The 17,553-nt window shown below is 66.1% G+C and carries 20 protein-coding genes; 17 read left to right on the top strand and 3 right to left on the bottom strand.

What is annotated here, in order from left to right; all coding sequences use genetic code 11:
- The first annotated feature begins 3 nt into the window (after positions 1-3).
- Positions 4-921 (top strand): EamA family transporter, encoded by a 918-nt coding sequence (locus R5H30_RS01415; protein ID WP_318326199.1) that lies wholly within the window; start codon positions 4-6, stop codon positions 919-921.
- Positions 922-930: 9 nt separating this feature from the next.
- Here the strand turns inward: R5H30_RS01415 and R5H30_RS01410 are convergent, their stop codons facing one another.
- Positions 931-1,644: an NUDIX hydrolase gene (locus R5H30_RS01410; RefSeq protein WP_318326198.1), complete on the bottom strand. Its 714-nt coding sequence runs from the start codon at positions 1,642-1,644 to the stop codon at positions 931-933.
- 37 nt (positions 1,645-1,681) lie between these two features.
- Positions 1,682-2,089, bottom strand: coding sequence for a DUF983 domain-containing protein (locus R5H30_RS01405; protein WP_318326197.1), 408 nt, complete (start codon positions 2,087-2,089; stop codon positions 1,682-1,684).
- Positions 2,090-2,290: 201 nt separating this feature from the next.
- Here R5H30_RS01405 and R5H30_RS01400 point away from each other — a divergent pair, with 201 nt between their 5' ends.
- Genes R5H30_RS01400 through R5H30_RS01385 form a run of 4 tightly spaced genes read left to right on the top strand, consistent with a single transcriptional unit; the run spans position 2,291 to position 4,265 of the window.
- On the top strand, positions 2,291-2,746 hold the full coding sequence (locus R5H30_RS01400) for an EF-hand domain-containing protein (protein ID WP_318326196.1): 456 nt from the start codon (positions 2,291-2,293) through the stop codon (positions 2,744-2,746).
- Between the two features lie 59 nt (positions 2,747-2,805).
- Positions 2,806-3,396, top strand: coding sequence for an RNA polymerase sigma factor (locus R5H30_RS01395; protein WP_318326761.1), 591 nt, complete (start codon positions 2,806-2,808; stop codon positions 3,394-3,396).
- The gene (locus R5H30_RS01390) at positions 3,383-3,778 is read left to right on the top strand and encodes a hypothetical protein (protein ID WP_318326195.1); all 396 of its coding nucleotides are present in this window, start codon (positions 3,383-3,385) and stop codon (positions 3,776-3,778) included. Before R5H30_RS01395 ends, R5H30_RS01390 begins: the two co-directional genes overlap by 14 nt.
- The gene (locus tag R5H30_RS01385) at positions 3,768-4,265 is read left to right on the top strand and encodes a periplasmic heavy metal sensor (RefSeq protein ID WP_318326194.1); all 498 of its coding nucleotides are present in this window, start codon (positions 3,768-3,770) and stop codon (positions 4,263-4,265) included. The genes R5H30_RS01390 and R5H30_RS01385 overlap by 11 nt, the downstream gene beginning before the upstream one ends.
- 40 nt (positions 4,266-4,305) lie before the next feature.
- Here the strand turns inward: R5H30_RS01385 and R5H30_RS01380 are convergent, their stop codons facing one another.
- Complete coding sequence (locus tag R5H30_RS01380) at positions 4,306-5,709, bottom strand: diguanylate cyclase (RefSeq protein WP_318326193.1); 1,404 nt, start codon at positions 5,707-5,709, stop codon at positions 4,306-4,308.
- Between the two features lie 93 nt (positions 5,710-5,802).
- On the opposite strand from R5H30_RS01380, the gene R5H30_RS01375 reads away from it, so the two are divergent.
- The 12 genes from R5H30_RS01375 (at position 5,803) to R5H30_RS01320 (ending at position 17,508) form a co-directional block, all read left to right on the top strand.
- Positions 5,803-6,087 (top strand): DUF3572 domain-containing protein, encoded by a 285-nt coding sequence (locus R5H30_RS01375; RefSeq protein ID WP_318326192.1) that lies wholly within the window; start codon positions 5,803-5,805, stop codon positions 6,085-6,087.
- Positions 6,084-6,782 (top strand): HAD family hydrolase, encoded by a 699-nt coding sequence (locus tag R5H30_RS01370; RefSeq protein WP_318326191.1) that lies wholly within the window; start codon positions 6,084-6,086, stop codon positions 6,780-6,782. The genes R5H30_RS01375 and R5H30_RS01370 overlap by 4 nt, the downstream gene beginning before the upstream one ends.
- A gap of 114 nt (positions 6,783-6,896) precedes the next feature.
- On the top strand, positions 6,897-8,459 hold the full coding sequence (locus R5H30_RS01365) for a trimethylamine methyltransferase family protein (protein WP_318326190.1): 1,563 nt from the start codon (positions 6,897-6,899) through the stop codon (positions 8,457-8,459).
- An 86-nt stretch (positions 8,460-8,545) separates the two neighbouring features.
- The gene (locus R5H30_RS01360) at positions 8,546-9,130 is read left to right on the top strand and encodes a heme NO-binding domain-containing protein (RefSeq protein ID WP_318326189.1); all 585 of its coding nucleotides are present in this window, start codon (positions 8,546-8,548) and stop codon (positions 9,128-9,130) included.
- Positions 9,127-10,185, top strand: coding sequence for a diguanylate cyclase domain-containing protein (locus R5H30_RS01355; RefSeq protein WP_318326188.1), 1,059 nt, complete (start codon positions 9,127-9,129; stop codon positions 10,183-10,185). Before R5H30_RS01360 ends, R5H30_RS01355 begins: the two co-directional genes overlap by 4 nt.
- A gap of 775 nt (positions 10,186-10,960) precedes the next feature.
- Positions 10,961-12,058 (top strand): TRAP transporter substrate-binding protein, encoded by a 1,098-nt coding sequence (locus R5H30_RS01350; RefSeq protein WP_318326187.1) that lies wholly within the window; start codon positions 10,961-10,963, stop codon positions 12,056-12,058.
- Positions 12,059-12,134: 76 nt separating this feature from the next.
- The gene (locus R5H30_RS01345; protein ID WP_318326186.1) at positions 12,135-12,707 is read left to right on the top strand and encodes a TRAP transporter small permease subunit; all 573 of its coding nucleotides are present in this window, start codon (positions 12,135-12,137) and stop codon (positions 12,705-12,707) included.
- 25 nt (positions 12,708-12,732) lie between these two features.
- The gene (locus tag R5H30_RS01340) at positions 12,733-14,097 is read left to right on the top strand and encodes a TRAP transporter large permease (RefSeq protein WP_318326185.1); all 1,365 of its coding nucleotides are present in this window, start codon (positions 12,733-12,735) and stop codon (positions 14,095-14,097) included.
- Entirely contained in the window at positions 14,094-15,440 is a 1,347-nt protein-coding gene (locus R5H30_RS01335; protein WP_318326184.1) for an amidase, read from the top strand. Before R5H30_RS01340 ends, R5H30_RS01335 begins: the two co-directional genes overlap by 4 nt.
- Positions 15,441-15,450: 10 nt before the next feature.
- Positions 15,451-15,648 (top strand): hypothetical protein, encoded by a 198-nt coding sequence (locus R5H30_RS01330; protein WP_318326183.1) that lies wholly within the window; start codon positions 15,451-15,453, stop codon positions 15,646-15,648.
- Positions 15,648-16,610 (top strand): 2-hydroxyacid dehydrogenase, encoded by a 963-nt coding sequence (locus tag R5H30_RS01325; protein WP_318326182.1) that lies wholly within the window; start codon positions 15,648-15,650, stop codon positions 16,608-16,610. The genes R5H30_RS01330 and R5H30_RS01325 overlap by 1 nt, the downstream gene beginning before the upstream one ends.
- Positions 16,611-16,635: 25 nt before the next feature.
- Positions 16,636-17,508, top strand: coding sequence for an NAD(P)-dependent oxidoreductase (locus tag R5H30_RS01320; protein ID WP_318326181.1), 873 nt, complete (start codon positions 16,636-16,638; stop codon positions 17,506-17,508).
- The last annotated feature ends 45 nt before the right edge of the window (positions 17,509-17,553 follow it).

Raw genomic sequence — 17,553 nt, 5'->3', positions numbered from 1 at the left:
GGCATGTCCGCCGCCCATCCCGACTTCTGGATCGCCGTCACCTGCGCCGCGGCGTTTTTCCAGAACCTGCGCTTTATCCTGCAAAAGCAGCTGTCCATGGCTACGCTGTCGGCAGCCGGTGCGACCTTTGCCCGCTTTGTCTATTCCGCGCCGCTGGCGGCGGTTTTGCTTGTTATCTACCTGCACGCGATCGGTCAGCCCCTGCCGGAGACATCGGCGAGGTTCTGGCTCGCCGGGACGGTGGGCGGTGCGGCACAGGTCGGGGCGACGGTCTGCGTGGTGCAGCTTTTCAAGGCGCGCAACTTCGCCGTCGGGATCACGCTGATGAAAACGCAGGTGATCTTTGCCGTTGCCGTGGGGGCGGTGCTGCTCGGCGAGGTGCCAAGCCTTGCCGGGCTTGGGGCGATCTGCCTCGGCCTCGTCGGCGTGCTGCTGCTGACCGAAGCCGCGAGCGACGGCACCTGGACGTGGCGCGCACTCACCAGTCGGGCGATGCTGCTCGGGCTCGCCTCCGGTGTTCTCTTTGCCGTTTCCGCCGTCTGCTATCGCGCCGCGACGCTCGAGATCGCGTCCGAGGATCCGCTGGTGCGCTCGGGGATCACGCTGTCGGCGGTGACCGCGATGCAGACCTTGGGCATGGTCGTCTGGCTGGCCTGGCGGGAGCCCGGACAGGTCGGTGCGGTCTGGCGAGCGCGGCGGCGGGCCGTCTGGGTGGGGCTTTTGTCGATGGCAGGATCGCTGGGCTGGTTCACGGCCTTCGCCCTGCAGACCGCCGCCTACGTCAAGGCCGTCGGCCAGGTGGAACTTGTCTTCAGCCTCATCGCCGCGACGCTGCTGTTCGGCGAACGGGTAACGGCGCGCGAACTGGCCGGCATGGCGGTACTGTGCCTGTCGATCGTCCTTCTGGTGCTGGTGACCTGAAACCGGCGGTCACGCGTCGCCGGGCATGACGTGGCCGCGCAGGCGCAGGAACAGGCTTTGCTCGTCGTCGTTGCGGAAGAACGGCACGCTTTCGGGGGCCGCGCGGTCATCGACGCGGGCCTGGATTTCGGCCAGCACGACCTCGGTGATGAACGGCATGTCGAAGGCGCGCGCCTCTGAAAGGTCGACCCATTGCAGGTGCGACAGCTCGTCGGAGGCGGCGGAGAAATCGTCCGGATCGCTGGCGAGATCGTCGGCATCGACGAGAAAGAAGCGCGCGTCGAAGCGGCGCGGGCGACCCGGCGGCGTCAGCGCTCGGAAGACGAATTGCAGGTTTGTTGGATCGGGGACATGGCCGGTTGCGGCGAAGGCTGCCCAGTCGGTCGGGACCGGTCCCTGCCAGCTGCCGGGACGGCCCAGCACCAGCCCGGTTTCTTCCCAGAGTTCGCGGATCGCGGCGGCGGCCAGCGCCGGGCCGAGACCGGGGCGCGTGCCTTCGTCGAGACGTGTCGCGCAGGGCTCGGGCAAGGCGCCGGCAAGGGCGATGGCGGCGTCGTCGGCATCCACGGCGCCCCCGGGAAAGACGAACTTGTTGGGCATGAAGGCCGCCTTTGCGCCGCGCTGGCCCATCAAAATACGCGGTGCGTGGGCCCGGTCGCGCAAAACGATCACGGTCGCGGCGTCGCGCACGGCGGTCTTGTCGATCGGGGAGCCTTCGGTCACGGCGTCGGTCCTGCTGCTGCCTCGGGGGCCGGACGGTTCAGCGACCGCCGCCGAAGCCGCCCATGCGGCGCGCCCACTGGAAACCTACGATCGCGCCTTTGAGCCTCGGCAGAAGGTACAGCGACAAACCCACGCTTCCAACCGCGAAAATGGTAAAGAGCGTCAGCGGTTCCGGCCGCCAAGTCACGAAGGCGAAGTGCAGAAGCGGGGCCATGATGTGACCGACGATAAAGATCGTGAGATAGGCAGGGCCGTCGTCGGCACGATGGTGAAAGAACTCCTGGCGGCAGACGGCGCAATGATCGTTGACCTTGAGGTAGGACCGCAGCAGCGGACCCTTGCCGCAGGCCGGGCACTTGCGGTGCCAGCCGCGCAGCATCGCCCAGCGGGCGCTGCGCTCTTCGGTCTCGCGGTGAGCCGGGGACTGCAAGGGGAGGTCGGTCATGACGAAGTTCCTGTGGTCCCTCCGGTCTGCGCCGATGACGGGCAAAAGGAAAGGGCGCTCTGGGTATCTGCGGCGGGATGCCGCGAAATTCGTCGGCGCGGCGACGGGAAATCGCACGGCGCCCGTAAGAGTGGATGTGACGCGTCGGGAATCACCGCGCAGACCACGACCTGGAACCAGTAAAACAAGAGGTAGGATATCATGAAACTCTCCACTCTGCTCGCCGCCGGGCTGGCCGCCACACTGGCGGTGACCGCGCAGTCCGCCGTCGCCAGTGAAGGCCGAGGCCATTTTCGACAGCTCGATGCGGATGGCGACGGCAAGGTGACCCGCGGGGAGATGCAGGCGCGCGGCAAGGCACGGATGCAGGATGCCGACACTGACAACGACGGGTTCCTGACCCGCGACGAGATGATTGCGGCGGCGAGCGCGCGTGCGACCGGGATGGTCGATGCGATGCTGAAACGTGTCGATACCGACGGCGACGGCAGGCTTTCGGAGGCCGAGTTGTTGGCCGGGGCCGAGGCGCGCGGCGGGTTCGACAGGCTCGATGCGGATGGCGACGGCGCCATCACGCGACAGGAGTTCCGCGAGGCGCGCAAGAAGATGCGCGGCCACCGCAGCGGCCGCGGCCCGGGCGAGAACCAAGGGGACTGATCCCGCCGGTTTCCCGCGGCGCTTGAAGACGGCGCCGCGGGCTTCTAACGATGACGGACATGCAAATGCCGCTGGACACCCGTGCGAGCCTTGACGATGACGCGCTGCTGTCGCTTTACGCCGCCGGCGACGATCGGGCGGCGCGGCTGCTGACCGAGCGGTTGCTGCCGCGGGTCTATTCCCACGCGGCCCGGCTGCTGGGCGACAGGGTCGAGGCCGAGGACGTGGCGCAGGAGGCGTTGCTGCGCCTCTGGCGGATCGCGCCGGACTGGCGCCCCGGAGAGGCGCAGGTGACGACCTGGCTCTACCGGGTGACGGCGAACCTGTGCATCGACCGGCAACGCAAGCGCCGCGGGATGGCGCTCGACGCCGTCGAGGAACCGGCGGACCCCGCTCCGGGGCCTGCCGAGACGATGCAGGCGCGGGCCCGGTTCGATGCGCTGCAGGCCGCACTTGATACGTTGCCCGAGCGACAACGGCAGGCGGTGGTGCTGCGCCACATCGAGGGGCTGTCGAACCCGGAAATCGCCGGGATCATGGAATTGAACGTGCGCGCGGTGGAAAGCCTGACCGCGCGCGGCAAACGGGCGCTGGCGGCCACGCTGGCCGCGCGCCGGACCGAACTGGGGTACGAAGATGACGACACCTGATCCGAAGGACGATATCGCAGGGCTCGATGCCCTGTTCGCGGCAGCCCGCGCGGCACCGCCCGAACCCTCGGCCGATCTTGCCGCACGGGTTCTGGCAGATGCCCGGGCCGCGCAAGGCTCGAGACGCTTCGAACCGGCCACGAGGCAGGACCGGTCGGGCCTTGGCAACCGGCTGCGGCAGGCGCTCAGGGGCTGGCGCGCGGCCGGGGGGCTCGCCGTCGCTGTCTGTGCCGGGTTCTGGATCGGCGTCAGCAACCCCGCGATGGTGCCCGGCGTCGAGACGGTGCTTTACGGCGATGCGGCAGTGGATGCGGAGGCCGAGTTGATGGATCTGACCGGTCTCGGCTGGCAAATCGAGGAAGGGTTCGACGATGCCGGATAAGCCGGAAGGAACGACGCGGCCGGGACGCTGGCTCAAGCCCATCCTGGTGCTGTCGCTGGCGCTCAACCTGCTGGTCGTGGGCACGATCGCAGGCGTGGCCTGGCGCCACGACGGGCCCGGGCACAAGCGCGACGGCCATGACGGGCCGGGGGGGCGGGGCTTTGCCTTCGTGCGCGCCCTTCCGGACGAGTCGCGCGACGCGCTGCGGGCGACGTTCCGCGACGCGCATGAAGACCGCGAAGCCGCCCGCGCCGAGCGCCGGATGCTCGAGCGCAAGGTGCTCGAGGTTCTGCAACAGGATCCGCTCGATCCCGCGGCGCTGAACGCGTTGATGGCGCGACAAACCGCGCTTGGCGCGCGGGTCCAGAGCCGCGTGCAGGAGGCCTGGCTCGAACAGGTCCTTCGGATGGATGCCGAGGCGCGCACCGCCTACGCGGCACGCGTCTCGGAGTTGCTCGAGCGGAAACCCCGGCGCGGACGCGACTGAAGGCTGCGAGCCCCGGAAACGGGGCTTCGCGGAGGCCTGGTCACGCAGCGGGGCGGCTCAGTGTGACCTGGTTCCGGCCCTGGCTCTTGGCCTCGTACAGCGCCTTGTCGGCCGCCGCGAGGATCGCCTCGGCGCCATTCTCGCCCCGCAATCCGGCCCCGTCGGCCCTCCCGCCGATGGCAAGTCCGATCGACACCGTCACCTTGATCGGGTCGCGCGTAGCCGGAACGCGAAACGGGTCCGCACCGATGGTTTGGCAAAGGCGGCCCGCCGCGGTCCGGGCTTCGGCGATGGTGGTCGAGGGCATGACGATCAGGAACTCCTCGCCGCCGATGCGTGCCACCAGGTCTGCCGGTCGCAGATCCGCGCAAAGCCGTCGCGCGGTCTCGACCAGCACCGCGTCGCCGGAGGCATGGCCGTAGAGGTCGTTGATCTGCTTGAAATGGTCGAGATCGGCGAGCATGACCGCGAAGGACCGCCCTGTGGCCCGGGCGTGTTCGGCCACCCGCGCCAGATGCGGCATTGCGTAGCGCCGGTTGCGCAATCCGGTCAGCGGGTCCGAAACCGCCGCCTGCAGCCCGGTCCGGACCGTGGCGCGCAATTGGTCGGCGATGCGCTTGCGGCGCATCATCGCCTTCACGCGCAGCGCCAGTTCCGCGGCGTCGAAGCCGTCGGTCATCAGGTCGTCGGCACCGAGGTCAAGCGCATAGGCCCCGAGGCCCGCGTCGATCCGGGTCTGCAACACCAGGATCCCGGCGTGTCGCGTCGAATTCGTTGCCCGGATCGCCGCCAGCAGGCGCAGCACGTCGCCGCTGTGATGCTCGCTGCTGCTGAGCGCGAGCACGAAGACGTCCGGAACCTTTTCGGGGTTGAGATCACGCAGCGCGCGGTCGGGCGCGGTCAGCGCGATGGTGCTGCGCAGCAGCGGCTGCAATTCGCCGATCCATTCGCGCGCGCTGTCCTGTTCGGTCGACACGATCACGGTCTCGCCGGGCGGTCCGAAATCGGCCATCTCCTCGGCGAATCCCAGGGCGCGCGAGGTGTCGTCGCGAAGCTGCCACTCGGCCGCCGTGTTGTGCGCCCGGATCAGGCTGCGGACCCGTGCCAGAAGCAGCGTGTCGTCGAGGGGCTTGTGCATGACGTCCAGTACTCCTGCCGAAAGCGCCCTGAGACGCGCGGCCGAATTGGGCCGGGTGCCGATGACCATCATCGGAACCGCGCTGGTGCGCGAATTGGCATGCAGGCGCGCGCAGAGGTCCGCGGCATCGCAATCGGGCAGTTCCATCGCGCAGATCACCAGATCCGGATCGTGCCACGTCGCGAGGGCGAACGCCTCTTCGCCGCTGCTGGCCTGCATGATTTCGTAGAAGGCGGATGCCAGCTTGACCTTGAGCACGATCCGATTGGTAGAGATTGCATCGACGATGAGTATCTTGCCCTGCACGCACCACGCCCCAGAAAGGTCGACCTTCACGCGTCGACATTGGCGGTGAATTGGTTAACAAAGCGTTGCACATTCAATTGAAATGGAGTTCGCATGACCCTGTCGCGATCCGCCGCCGAAACCACGGCGCTGCATGTGCTGGGCTGGCTCGTCGGCGAAGAGGACATGCTGCCGGTGTTCCTGGGCTCGACAGGGGCGTCCGAAGCGGATCTCAGGGCGGGGGCCGCGGATCCGATGTTCCTCGGCGCGGTCCTCGATTTCATTCTGCTCGACGATGCATGGGTGCGGCGCGCGTGCGAGGCCCTTCAGATGCCGTTCGAGACCATCGCGGCGGCGCGCCAGGCGCTGCCCGGCGGCGATCAGGTGCACTGGACATGATTGCGCCCTCGGCGATCCTTTTCGACAAGGACGGCACGCTCTTCGACTTCAAGGCGACATGGGGTGCCTGGGCGCAGGCGTTGATGGTGCGCCTGGCGCAGGGCGAACATGAGCACGCTGCGCGGCTGGGCGATGCGATCGGCTTTGATGTCGTCAATGCGCAATTCGCGCCCGACAGCATCGCCATCGCCGGCACCGCGGCGGAGGTGACCGAAGCGCTGCGCCCGCATCTGCCCGAGATGACGCGCATTGAGATCCAGCAGGTCATCGACCTCGAGGCCGCCCGCGCGCCGCAGGTCGAGGCGGTTCCGCTTGTCCCGCTCCTGGGCGGGCTCCGCGCGCGTGGCCTGCGTCTTGGGGTCGCCACCAACGATACCGAGGCCCCGGCGCGCGTTCATCTCGAGGCCGCGGGCATCACCGGGTTCTTCGATTTCATCGCCGGCTTCGACAGCGGGCATGGCGCGAAGCCGGGTCCGGGGCAGCTCCTTGCCTTTGCCCATGCCTGCGATCTGGCGCCCGCGCGCATCGCAATGGTTGGTGACAGTCCCCATGACCTCGTGGCAGGCAGGGCGGCCGGCATGACCTGTGTTGCCGTTCTAACTGGGTTGACCCCACGCGCACGGCTTGCACCCCTGGCCGACGTGGTGCTCGACGACGTGTCCGGCCTGACGGGATGGCTCGACAGCCTCGGCTGAGTTCAATCCGGCGCAGCGCGGCGGAAAACGACACCCACGGTCGCGAACGGATAGGATCGTCCGGCGCGCATGCTGTGTGCTGACGCCGAGCGCGACGCATCGGAGGGCTGACGAATGCCGGATACGATCACCAAACGCAGGGCGCGGACCGGCGGCCGCGCCGGCGCGGCGAGCCGGCGCGGGTTGGCGGTGATCGAGCAGATGCCGTGGAACCCGCCCAAGGTCATCGACCGGCCGACGGAGCCGCTGACCGAAGACGGCGTGCAGGCGATCCACGACGGGGCCATGCGCATTCTCGAGGAAATCGGTATCGAGTTCCTCAACCCCGAGGCCGCCGAGATCCTGCGCAAGGCGGGGTGCACGGTCGACGGCGAAAACGTGCGGATGGGCCGCGACATGGTGATGGAGCATGTCGCGAAGGCGCCCCGGAGCTTCACGCTGACGCCGCGCAACCTCGAAAGACAAATCACCATCGGCGGCAACAACATCGTCTTCGGCAACGTGTCCTCGCCGCCGAACTACTGGGATCTCGACCTTGGCACCAAGGTCCCGGGCACACGAGAAATGTGCCGCAACCTTCTGAAACTTACACAGTATTTCAATTGTATCCATTTCGCGGGTGGCTATCCGGTCGAGCCGGTGGACCTGCACGCCTCGACCCGTCATCTCGATGTGCTCTTCGACAAGCTCACGCTGACCGACAAGGTCATGCACGCCTACAGCCTCGGTAAAGAGCGGGTCGAAGACGTCATGGAGATGGTGCGTATCGCAGGCGCGCTCAGCCACGAGGAGTTCGAGGCCACGCCGCGGATGTATACCAACATCAACTCCACCTCGCCCCTCAAGCACGACTTTCCGATGCTCGACGGCTGGATGCGGCTGGCGCGCCGCGGCCAGGGGCTGGTGGTGACACCCTTCACGCTGGCGGGCGCCATGGCGCCGGTCACCATGGCCGGCGCGGTCGCGCAATCGCTGGCCGAGGCGCTCTGCGCGATCGTTCTGGCACAGGTCATCCGGCCCGGCGCACCATGTGCCATCGGCACGTTCACCTCGAATGTCGACATGAAATCCGGCGCGCCGGCCTTCGGGACGCCGGAATACATGCGCGCGACGCAGATGACCGGGCAGCTGGCGCGTTTTTACGGGCTGCCGATGCGATCGAGCGGGGTCTGCGCGGCAAACGTGCCCGACGGTCAGGCGATGTGGGAAACCTCGAACTCTCTCTGGGCGGCGGTGCAGTCGGGCACCAACATGGTCTATCACGCCGCCGGCTGGCTCGAAGGCGGGCTGATCGCCTCGCCCGAGAAATTCGTCATGGACTGCGAGGTGCTGCAGCAGATTCAGCGCTACATGGACCCCGTGCTGACCGCGACCGGCCCGGACGAGATCGCCATCGACGCGATCAAGTCGGTCGGCAACGCGGGTCATTTCTTCGGCATCCAGCACACGCAAGACCGTTATGCAACAGCGTTTTACCAGCCGTTCCTCAGCGACTGGAAGAACTATGAGGGCTGGGAGGCGGCGGGCGGGATCTGGACGCCGGAGCGCGCACACATGATCTTCAAAGAGATCGTGGCGAGCTTCGAGGAACCGCCGATGGACGTTGCGATCCGCGACGAGCTCGCCGATTTCGTCGCCCGTCGCAAGGCCGAAGGCGGCGCGCCGACCGATTTCTGAGACAGCTGGTGAGCCCTTCGGGGTCGTCAGGCATATCTTAACCGCTTCACGGCAACCTGCGTGCCGAGGCAGCGAGTGGCTTTGATATGCATGGTCTTTTCAATCGGGCGATCCAGGGGTTCGTGACAGACAGCTATGGTCCCGCGCAATGGGCGGCCACGGCGCAGCGCGCCGATCTCGACTTCGTCGAGTTCGAGGCGATGCTGAATTACGATGACGCCGTGACGGCGCGGGTTCTGGCGGCGGCTTGCGACGTGCTCGACCGATCCTATGACGAGTTGATGGAGGATCTGGGAACCTACCTCGTCTCGCATCCGAACGCCGAGGCGCTGCGGCGACTGCTGCGGTTCACCGGAGAGTGTTTCGTCGATTTCCTGCATGCGCTCGACGATCTGCCGGGCCGGGCGCGTCTGGCGGTGCCGGATCTTGCCTTGCCGCGCATGGAACTGCGCGATCACCCGCCCGATCTTTTCAGCCTGTCGATCCAAGGCGCGCTTCCGGGATACGGCCATCTCGCCGTTGGGGTTCTGCGCGCGATGGCCGACGACTACGGGGCGCTGGCCTATCTCGAACACGCCGGCGGGACGGATGGAGTGGAAACCATCAGCATCCGCCTGCTCGAACCCGAATTCGCGCACGGCCGCGAATTCCAGCTTGGCGGCGCGGCATGACCGGCGCGCCCGACCCGGATGCGCTCGACGTGCTCTGCCCGATGAACCTCGTGATGGAGCGGACCGGGCATATCCGGTCGGTCGGCCCGACGCTCCAAAAATTGCGCCCCGGTGCGCGTTTTGCCGGGCGCCGGTTCCTGGAAGTCTTCGAGGTGCGCCGCCCGAGGCGCGTCGAGTCGATCGAGACCTTGCGCCGCGCAGCGGGCACCAAGCTGCATCTGCGGCTGCGCGACACGCCGGCCACCGATCTCAAGGGCGTTCTGGTCGACGGGCCCGAACCGGGTACGATGATCGTGAACCTCTCGTTCGGAATTTCCGTCGTCGACGCGGTCCGGGATTACGCGCTGACCTCGAGCGATTTCGCGCCGACCGACCTCGCCGTCGAGATGCTGTTCCTGTTCGAGGCGAAATCGGCCGCGATGGAGGCGTCGCGCCAGCTCAACAAGCGCCTGCAGGGCGCACGTCGCGAGGCCGAGCAGCAGGCGACGACCGACACGCTGACCGGCCTGAAGAACCGGCGCGCGATGGAACATGCGCTGGAACGGTTGACCGGACAGGCCGCGGCATTCGCGCTCATGCATGTCGATCTCGATCACTTCAAGGCTGTGAACGACACGCTGGGCCATGCAGCGGGCGATCATGTTCTGCAGCACGTGGCACAGATCATGGCCGAAGAGACCCGCGACGAAGATACCGTGGCCCGCGTCGGTGGCGATGAGTTTCTGATCGTGATCCAGGGCGGGCGCAACCGAGCGCGGCTTGCGCGCATTGCGGAGCGCATCATCGGGCGGGTAGAGGATCCGATCCACTATCAAGGCGCACCCTGCCGGGTCTCGGCAAGCATCGGCCTTGCGTTGTCGAGCGACTATGACCGGCTCGACCTCGACCGCATGCTACAGGACGTCGATACGGCGCTTTACGCTTCGAAGAAGGCGGGGCGGGCCTGCGCGACCTTTCACGGTCCCGACCTTCGCGCCGACGAGACGCCGAATGCGCGACCGACCGAGCCGGATGATTTGCCACGATGCGAAAGCGCGCCCGGATCGCTGCGGTAAGGCGTTCGTCGAGCCGATCTGAACCGTGGGCGGACACCGGCGAACTCGCCGGTTCCGATCTGGCATGCGGGCGACCGCGTGCGCAACACTCAAGCCGTCCAGACTCAGCTATGTCCCGAAGGAGTCGGGACCGTCGCTACGAGTAGAAACTTGTCGCGTCGGGCACGGGTGCAAAGGTGCTTTGTCCGCAGGCCGGATCGGGGGCGTTGGTATGGCAAGAGCCGTGTTCGTTGTTGTCCGAACGGAAGAGCCTTGCCTGTTGGCTGCCGTCGTGACCGACCGTTGGTGCGACGCCCTTCGTCGCGGGCCAGAGCGGGTACACCCTGCCCATTCGCGCGTTCCGGCCAAGGCAAATGCCGGCGACCTTCCTGCTGTCGGACTGCGAATCGCGGCCCTCTGATCCGCTTGACAGCGCCAGCCGGCAAGGCAGTTTCGCGCTAAGCGAGTGTTCGTCCGGCTTTTCTCGTCCACACGCAGCGCGCGAAAGCTGTGCGCGTGACCCGATCTTCCCAAGGCCAGACCGGGCCGCGACGCAAGACCACGACGGAAAACTGCGAGCGATTCAATCGCCTTAATCGCAATTATTCGATTGCCCGACCGGTCTGCTCTGATAGCAATAGCGTATGGATTGCCGTCCGGCGCGTGGGATGGCGTGGAAGCGAGGAGGCTTCCGCGGCAGCCGAGCGCGGGCCGGGGCGATGTCGGCAGTCCGGACCTTTGCGCCGCAAGACGCGGCGCCAGCAGGGCAGATGCATGCCCGATTTTGGGAGGAAACATGACGGATAAACTCAACCGCAGGAAATTTCTGCGCGGATCGGCCGTGGCCGGTGCCGCAGCGCTTGCAACCCCCGCGATCGCGCAGAGCGAGGGCACGACGCTGAAGATGCAGGCCGCGTGGGGCGGCGGCATATTCCTGGAGAACGCACAGTCCTTCGCGGCCCGCGTGAACGAGATGTCGGGCGGATCGCTGACCATCGAGGTGCTGTCGGTCGACTCGGTCGTCAAGACCAGCCAGATGCAGGATGCCGTACACCGCGGCGTACTCGACGCCGCGCATTACGTGCCGGCCTACTGGTACGGCAAGTCCAAGGCGGCTTCGCTTTTCGGCACCGGACCGTGCTTCGGCTGGTCGAGCCAGGAAGTGCTGGGCTGGATCTACGCCGGCGGCGGACAGGAGTTGTTCGACGAGTTGATGGAGAACCTGCGTCTGAACGTGGTGTCGTTCTTCAACTCGCCGATGCCGGCGCAGCCGTTGGGCTGGTTCAACGAGCAGATCACCGAAGCAAGCCAGATGCAGGGCCTCAAGTACCGCACCGTCGGCCTTGCCGCGGACGTGCTGCTTGAAATGGGCATGTCGGTGGTGCAGCTTCCCGGCGGCGAGATCCAGCCGGCGATGAAGTCCGGCCTGATCGACGCGGCCGAGTTCAACAACCCCACCTCGGACCGTGACTTCGGCATGCAGGACGTGTCCAAGACCTACATGCTGGCCTCGTATCACCAGAGCCAGGAATTCTTCGAGGTCACGATCAACAAGGACAAGTTCAACGCGCTGTCGGACGAGCACAAGGCGATCATCAAGAACGCCTCGATGGCCGAGAACTCGGGCTTCTACTGGGGCAACACCAAGCGCTATTCCGACGACCTGATCAAGCTTCAGGATCAGGATGGCGTGAGTGTCTACCGCACGCCCGACTCGGTCCTGCAGGCGCAGCTCGAAGCCTGGGACGTGGTCACGACGCGGCTTGCCGAGGAGGATCCGTTCTTTGCGAAGGTCATGGAGTCGCAGAAGGCCTATGCCAAGGACGTGATGAACTACCTCAACCTGAACCAGCCCGACTACAAGCTGGCCTACAACCACTACTTCAGCGCCTGATCGGCCGCTGACAAGACAGCCGCCCGGGGGCCACGACCGGCCGCCGGGCGGACGACCGTGACCGGGGAGGGTGAACGTGGTCAAATTCGTACATGCCATCGAGGGGCTGAGCCTCTGGGTCGGGCGCGCCTTCGGATGGTGCATCCTGGTCCTGACGCTGTCGGTCTCCTACGAGGTTTTCGTGCGCTATGTGCTGAACGCGCCGACGGTCTGGGCCTTCGACATGATGATCCAGATGTACGGGGCGCTGTTCCTGATGTGCGGGGCCTACGCGCTGGCTCAGGACACGCATGTGCGGGCCGATGTGCTCTATCGGCTGTTTCCGGTGAAGGTACAGGCCTGGCTCGATTTCGTGCTCTACTTCCTGTTCTTCTTTCCCGGGGTGCTGGCGCTCTTCTGGTACGGCTGGGAAATTGCCGCCGACAGCTGGCGCTACAAGGAAGTCAGCTTCAACAGCCCGGCCAGCATCCAGATATACTTTTTCAAATCGCTGATCCCGGTCGCGGGGGCGCTGCTGTTGATCCAGGGGCTGGCCGAGATCGTGCGCTGCGTGATGGCGATCCGGAGCGGCGTCTGGCTCGACCGGCTCGACGACGTGAAAGAAACCGAGGACATGCTGATGCATGTCGAAGAGCTGAAAAAGCCCTGACCGGCAGAGCGCAGGAACACCACACATGACAAATCCCGAAGTCGCCCTGCTGATGCTGGCACTGTTCATCGTCCTGGTTCTGCTGGGCTTCCCGATCGCCTTCACGCTTCTCGCGATGGGCGTGGGGTTCGGCTACTACGCCTATCACCAGGGCAATGTCGAAACCTTTTCCGACATCTTCAACAACAACATCTTCTACCTGCTGAACCAGAACACCTACTCGGTGATGGAGAACCCGACGCTGGTCGCCATCCCGCTGTTCCTGTTCATGGGCTACATCGTCGAACGCGCCAACATCGTCGACAAGCTGTTCTACTCGCTCTACATGGCGGCGCGGAACCTGCCGGGATCGCTCGCCATCGCGGCGCTGCTGACCTGCGCGGTGTTCTCGACGGCCTCCGGCATCGTCGGCGCGGTTGTCACGCTGATGGGCTTGCTGGCTTTTCCGGCAATGGCAAACGCCTCCTACAACCGCAGCTTCGCCTCTGGCGTGATCTGCGCTGGCGGCACGCTGGGCATCCTCATTCCGCCCTCGATCATGCTGATCGTCTATTCGGCCATCGCCGACCTTTCGCCGCTGCGACTTTACGCGGCGGCGCTGTTCCCGGGACTGCTGCTGGCGGGCCTCTATATCGTCTACGTCATCTTTCGCGTCTGGCTGACCCCTTCGCTGGCGCCCAAGCCCTCGGACGAGGTCGTGCCGCCCAAGCGCGAGATCTACCTCAATCTGCTGATCAGCTTCGTGCCGCTCACGGTGCTGATCATGCTGGTGCTGGGCTCCATCCTCGGCGGTCTCGCGACCCCGGCGGAAGCGGCGGCGATGGGCGCTCTGGGCGGGATCGTCCTTGCCGCGTGTTATCGCTCGCTGACCTGGGAAAAGCTGAAGGAAAGCGTGTTCCTGACCGCCAAGGCAACGGCGATGGTGTGCTGGCTTTTCGTCGGCTCGTGGACCTTCGCCTCGGTGTTTTCCTACCTCGGTGGGCATGACCTAATTGCGGACTGGGTGACCGGGTTCGACCTGGAACCCTGGCAGTTCCTCGTCATGGCGCAGCTCATCATCTTCCTGCTCGGCTGGCCGCTGGAGTGGTCCGAGATCCTTATCATCTTCGTGCCGATCTTCCTGCCGATGCTCGACACATTCGGGGTCAATCCGTACTTCTTCGCCATGCTCGTGGCGCTCAATCTTCAGACCTCGTTCCTGACCCCACCGATGGCGATGTCGGCCTATTACCTCAAAGGGGTTCTGAAAAAGCAGATCGAACTGGTCGAGATTTTCAAGGGGATCATGCCCTACCTTGGCATCGTCATCATCACGATGGTGCTGATGTACCAGTTCCCGGGCATCGCGCTCTGGCTGCCGGACTACCTCTTCGGGGTCTACATCCCGTGACGCGCGACGCCTTCAGGCTTACTGCCTCGGAAGCGCTGGCCGAAATGGCCGCTGGACGTCTCACGTCGGTCCAGCTTGTCCAGTCGTGCCTTGACCGGATCGCAGAGACCGACCAAGCAATCGGTGCCTGGGTTCATGTCGACCCCGAGGCGGCGCTGACACGGGCTGAAGAGTGCGACCGGATCCGCAAGGCCGGGCTGCCGATAGGGTCGCTGCACGGGGTTCCGGTGGGCCTGAAGGACATCATCGACACGCGCGACATGCCGACCCGGCGCGGCACGCCGATTTTTGCGGATCGCGCACCGGAATGGGACGCGCGGATCGTGGAACGGCTGCGCGAAGCCGGGGCGGTGATCCTCGGCAAGACGGTCACGACCGAGCTTGCCTTCGTGCACCCGTCCGAGACGCGCAACCCGATGGATCACGGGCGCAGCCCCGGCGGGTCTTCGAGCGGTTCGGCGGCGGCGGTCGCGGCCTGGCAGGTGCCGCTTGCGCTCGGCACCCAGACCAACGGATCGGTGATCCGTCCGGCCTCGTTCTGCGGCACGTTCGGTTTCAAGCCCACGCGCGGCATCGTTCCGCGCACGGGCATCCTGCAGACCTCCGTCAGCCTCGACCAGGTCGGCGGCTTCGGGCGCACGCTGCGCGATGTGGCCTTGCTGGCCGACGCGCTCAAGGGATACGACCAGCGCGATCCGCTGAGCCGGGGGCATCCGCTGCCCGACATGGCGTCAGGCATGGCCGAGGATGTCCCGGTGCCACCCGAACTCGCCTGGTTCGACCTGCCGTTCTACGACCGGCTCTCGGAAGCCGCGCGCGACGGGCTGGAAGGCGTGGTCGAAATCCTCGGGAAACGGGTGACGAAGATGACACCGGCCCGGCAACTTCCCGCGCTTGTCGAGGTGCAGGCGAAGATCCACGAATACGAGATCTGCCATCATCTCTCGGAGGTTTTCATCGAGGGCTGGGATCAGATCAGCGACACGCTGAAACCGGTGGTCGAACGGGGGCGGGCGATCACGCAACTGGAGTACGAGGACGCGCTCGAGGTCAAGAAGTCGGCCGAACAGTTCTTCGCCGAGTTTTTCCTCGAGTTCGACGCCATCATCGCACCGTCCGCGGCGGGCGAGGCGCCGAAGCTGGGCGGCGGCACCGGCGATCCGATCTTCTGCACGCTCTGGACACTGGCGGGACTGCCCTGCGTTACGCTGCCGCTTCTGGTGGGCGAGAACGACCTGCCGATCGGAGTACAGCTGATCGGACCGCTCGAGCGGGACGGGCGGTTGCTGCGCACCGCGCGCTGGCTTCAGGAGACACTGTCCGCGGAAGCCGAGGCGGCATGAGGGAGGAAAGATGTCCTACACAGTGAAACTGGTGGTCGGGCTGATCGGCACGGCGCTGTTCTTGATCTTCACCGGCGAATTGTCGCGCTCGATCTCGAGCGGGTTCGCGGGCTTCTGGGGCGGGTTCCCGTTCCTGGTCATCGTGATCCTGGTGGGCGCGATGGCGGTCTACGACTTCTGGGACGAATGCGTGCGCCGCAAGAAGTGATGTCCGACAAGCCCCGCATCTGGATCACCCGGCGTCTGTCGGACGCCACGCTAAAGCGCGCCCGGCGCGACTACGACGTCGTCGTCAACGAGGCCGACACGCCCGGAACGGCGGACGAGATCGTCGCGGCGAGCCATGACTTCGACGCCATCGTACCCTGCCATTCCGAGCATTTCACCGCCGAGGTGGTGGCGCGCTTCGGCGACCGGTTGCGCATCGTCGCAAACCATTCGGTCGGCGTGGATCATTGCGACCTCGCAGCGCTGAAGGCCCGCGACATCGCCGTAACCAACACGCCGGACGTGCTGTCGGACGCGACGGCGGAACTGGCGATGCTCTTGATGCTCGGCGCGGCGCGGCGTGCGGTCGAGGGCGACACGCTGGTGCGTACGGGGGCCTGGGACAGCTGGAGCCCGGCCTTCATGGTTGGAAAGCAGGTCACCGGCGCGCGCCTCGGGATCATCGGCATGGGACGGGTCGGCCGGGCGCTGGCGCGCAAGGCGCGCGGTTTCGACATGGAAATCCATTATTGCAACCGCAACCGCCTGCGCGCCGAGATGGCCGAAGGCGCGATCTACCACGACAGCATCGAAAGCCTGCTGGAAGTGTCGGAGTTCCTGTCGCTGCACTGCCCGGCGACACCGGAGACCGCGGGGCTGATGAACGCAGACCGCTTCGCGATGATGCCGAAGGGCTCGGTGATGGTGAACAGCGCACGCGGCGCGCTGGTCGACGAGGCGGCCTTGCTCGCAGCCTTGGAAAGCGGTCACGTGGCGGCGGCGGGGCTCGATTGCTTTGTCACGGAACCAGGCGGCAACCCGGCCTTTTCAAATCGGCTCGACATCTTCATGCTGCCCCACATCGGCAGCGCCACGACCCGGACGCGCGACGCGATGGGGTTCCGGGCGCTCGACAATCTCGACGCGTTCTTCGCGGGCCGAACCCCCAAGGACCTGCTCTGACCGGGCATCACAGGAAGGATCAACGATGGCGAAACTGGCATTTCTTGGACTGGGCGTGATGGGGTACCCGATGGCCGGTCACCTGCAGAAGGCGGGTCACGAGGTCACGGTCTACAACCGCACGACGGCCAAGGCCGAGAAATGGGTCTCGGAACACAGCGGCGCACTTGGGCAGACGCCCGCCGAGGCTGCGAAGGGAGCCGACATGGTGATGGCCTGCGTCGGCAACGACGACGACCTGCGCTCGGTCGTGCTGGGCGAGGACGGGGCGCTTGCCGGCATGGAAAAGGGCTGCCTCTTCGTCGATCACACCACGGTCTCGGCAGCCGTCACGCGCGAGCTTTATGCCGCCGCTGCCGAGGCCGGAGTCGGGTTCGTCGACGCGCCGGTGTCCGGCGGGCAGGCGGGGGCCGAGAACGGACAGCTTTCGATCATGTGCGGCGGCGACCAGGACCAGTACGACCGCGCCGAGCCTGTGATGAACACTTACGCCAAGCTTTGCCGCCGCATCGGCGAAAGCGGCGCGGGGCAGATGACGAAGATGTGCAACCAGATCGCCATCGCCGGGCTGGTGCAGGGGCTCAGCGAGGCGCTGCACTTTGCGCAGAAGGCCGGGCTGGATGGAGAAGCGGTGGTCGAGGTGATCAGCCAAGGCGCCGCCGGAAGCTGGCAGATGTCGAACCGCTACAAGACCATGCTCGACGATCACTGGACCCACGGGTTCGCCGTCGACTGGATGCGCAAGGATCTCGGCATCTGCCTCGACACGGCCGACGAGAACGGCGCGAGCCTTCCGGTCACGGCGCTGGTCGACCAGTTCTACAAGGACGTCCAGAAGATGGGCGGCGGGCGCTGGGACACGTCGTCGCTTTTCAAGCGCCTGCAGGAAATCGGCTGACCGCGACCCGCAGCGACGGGCTGCGCGATCAACCTTGCCGTAACA

The sequence above is a fragment of the Roseobacter sp. FCG-D35 genome (genome assembly GCF_033436665.1).
Lineage (GTDB): Bacteria > Pseudomonadota > Alphaproteobacteria > Rhodobacterales > Rhodobacteraceae > JAWQFO01.
Note: the sequence above shows the minus strand (reverse complement) of the source record. Positions and strands in the feature narration are given on the sequence as shown.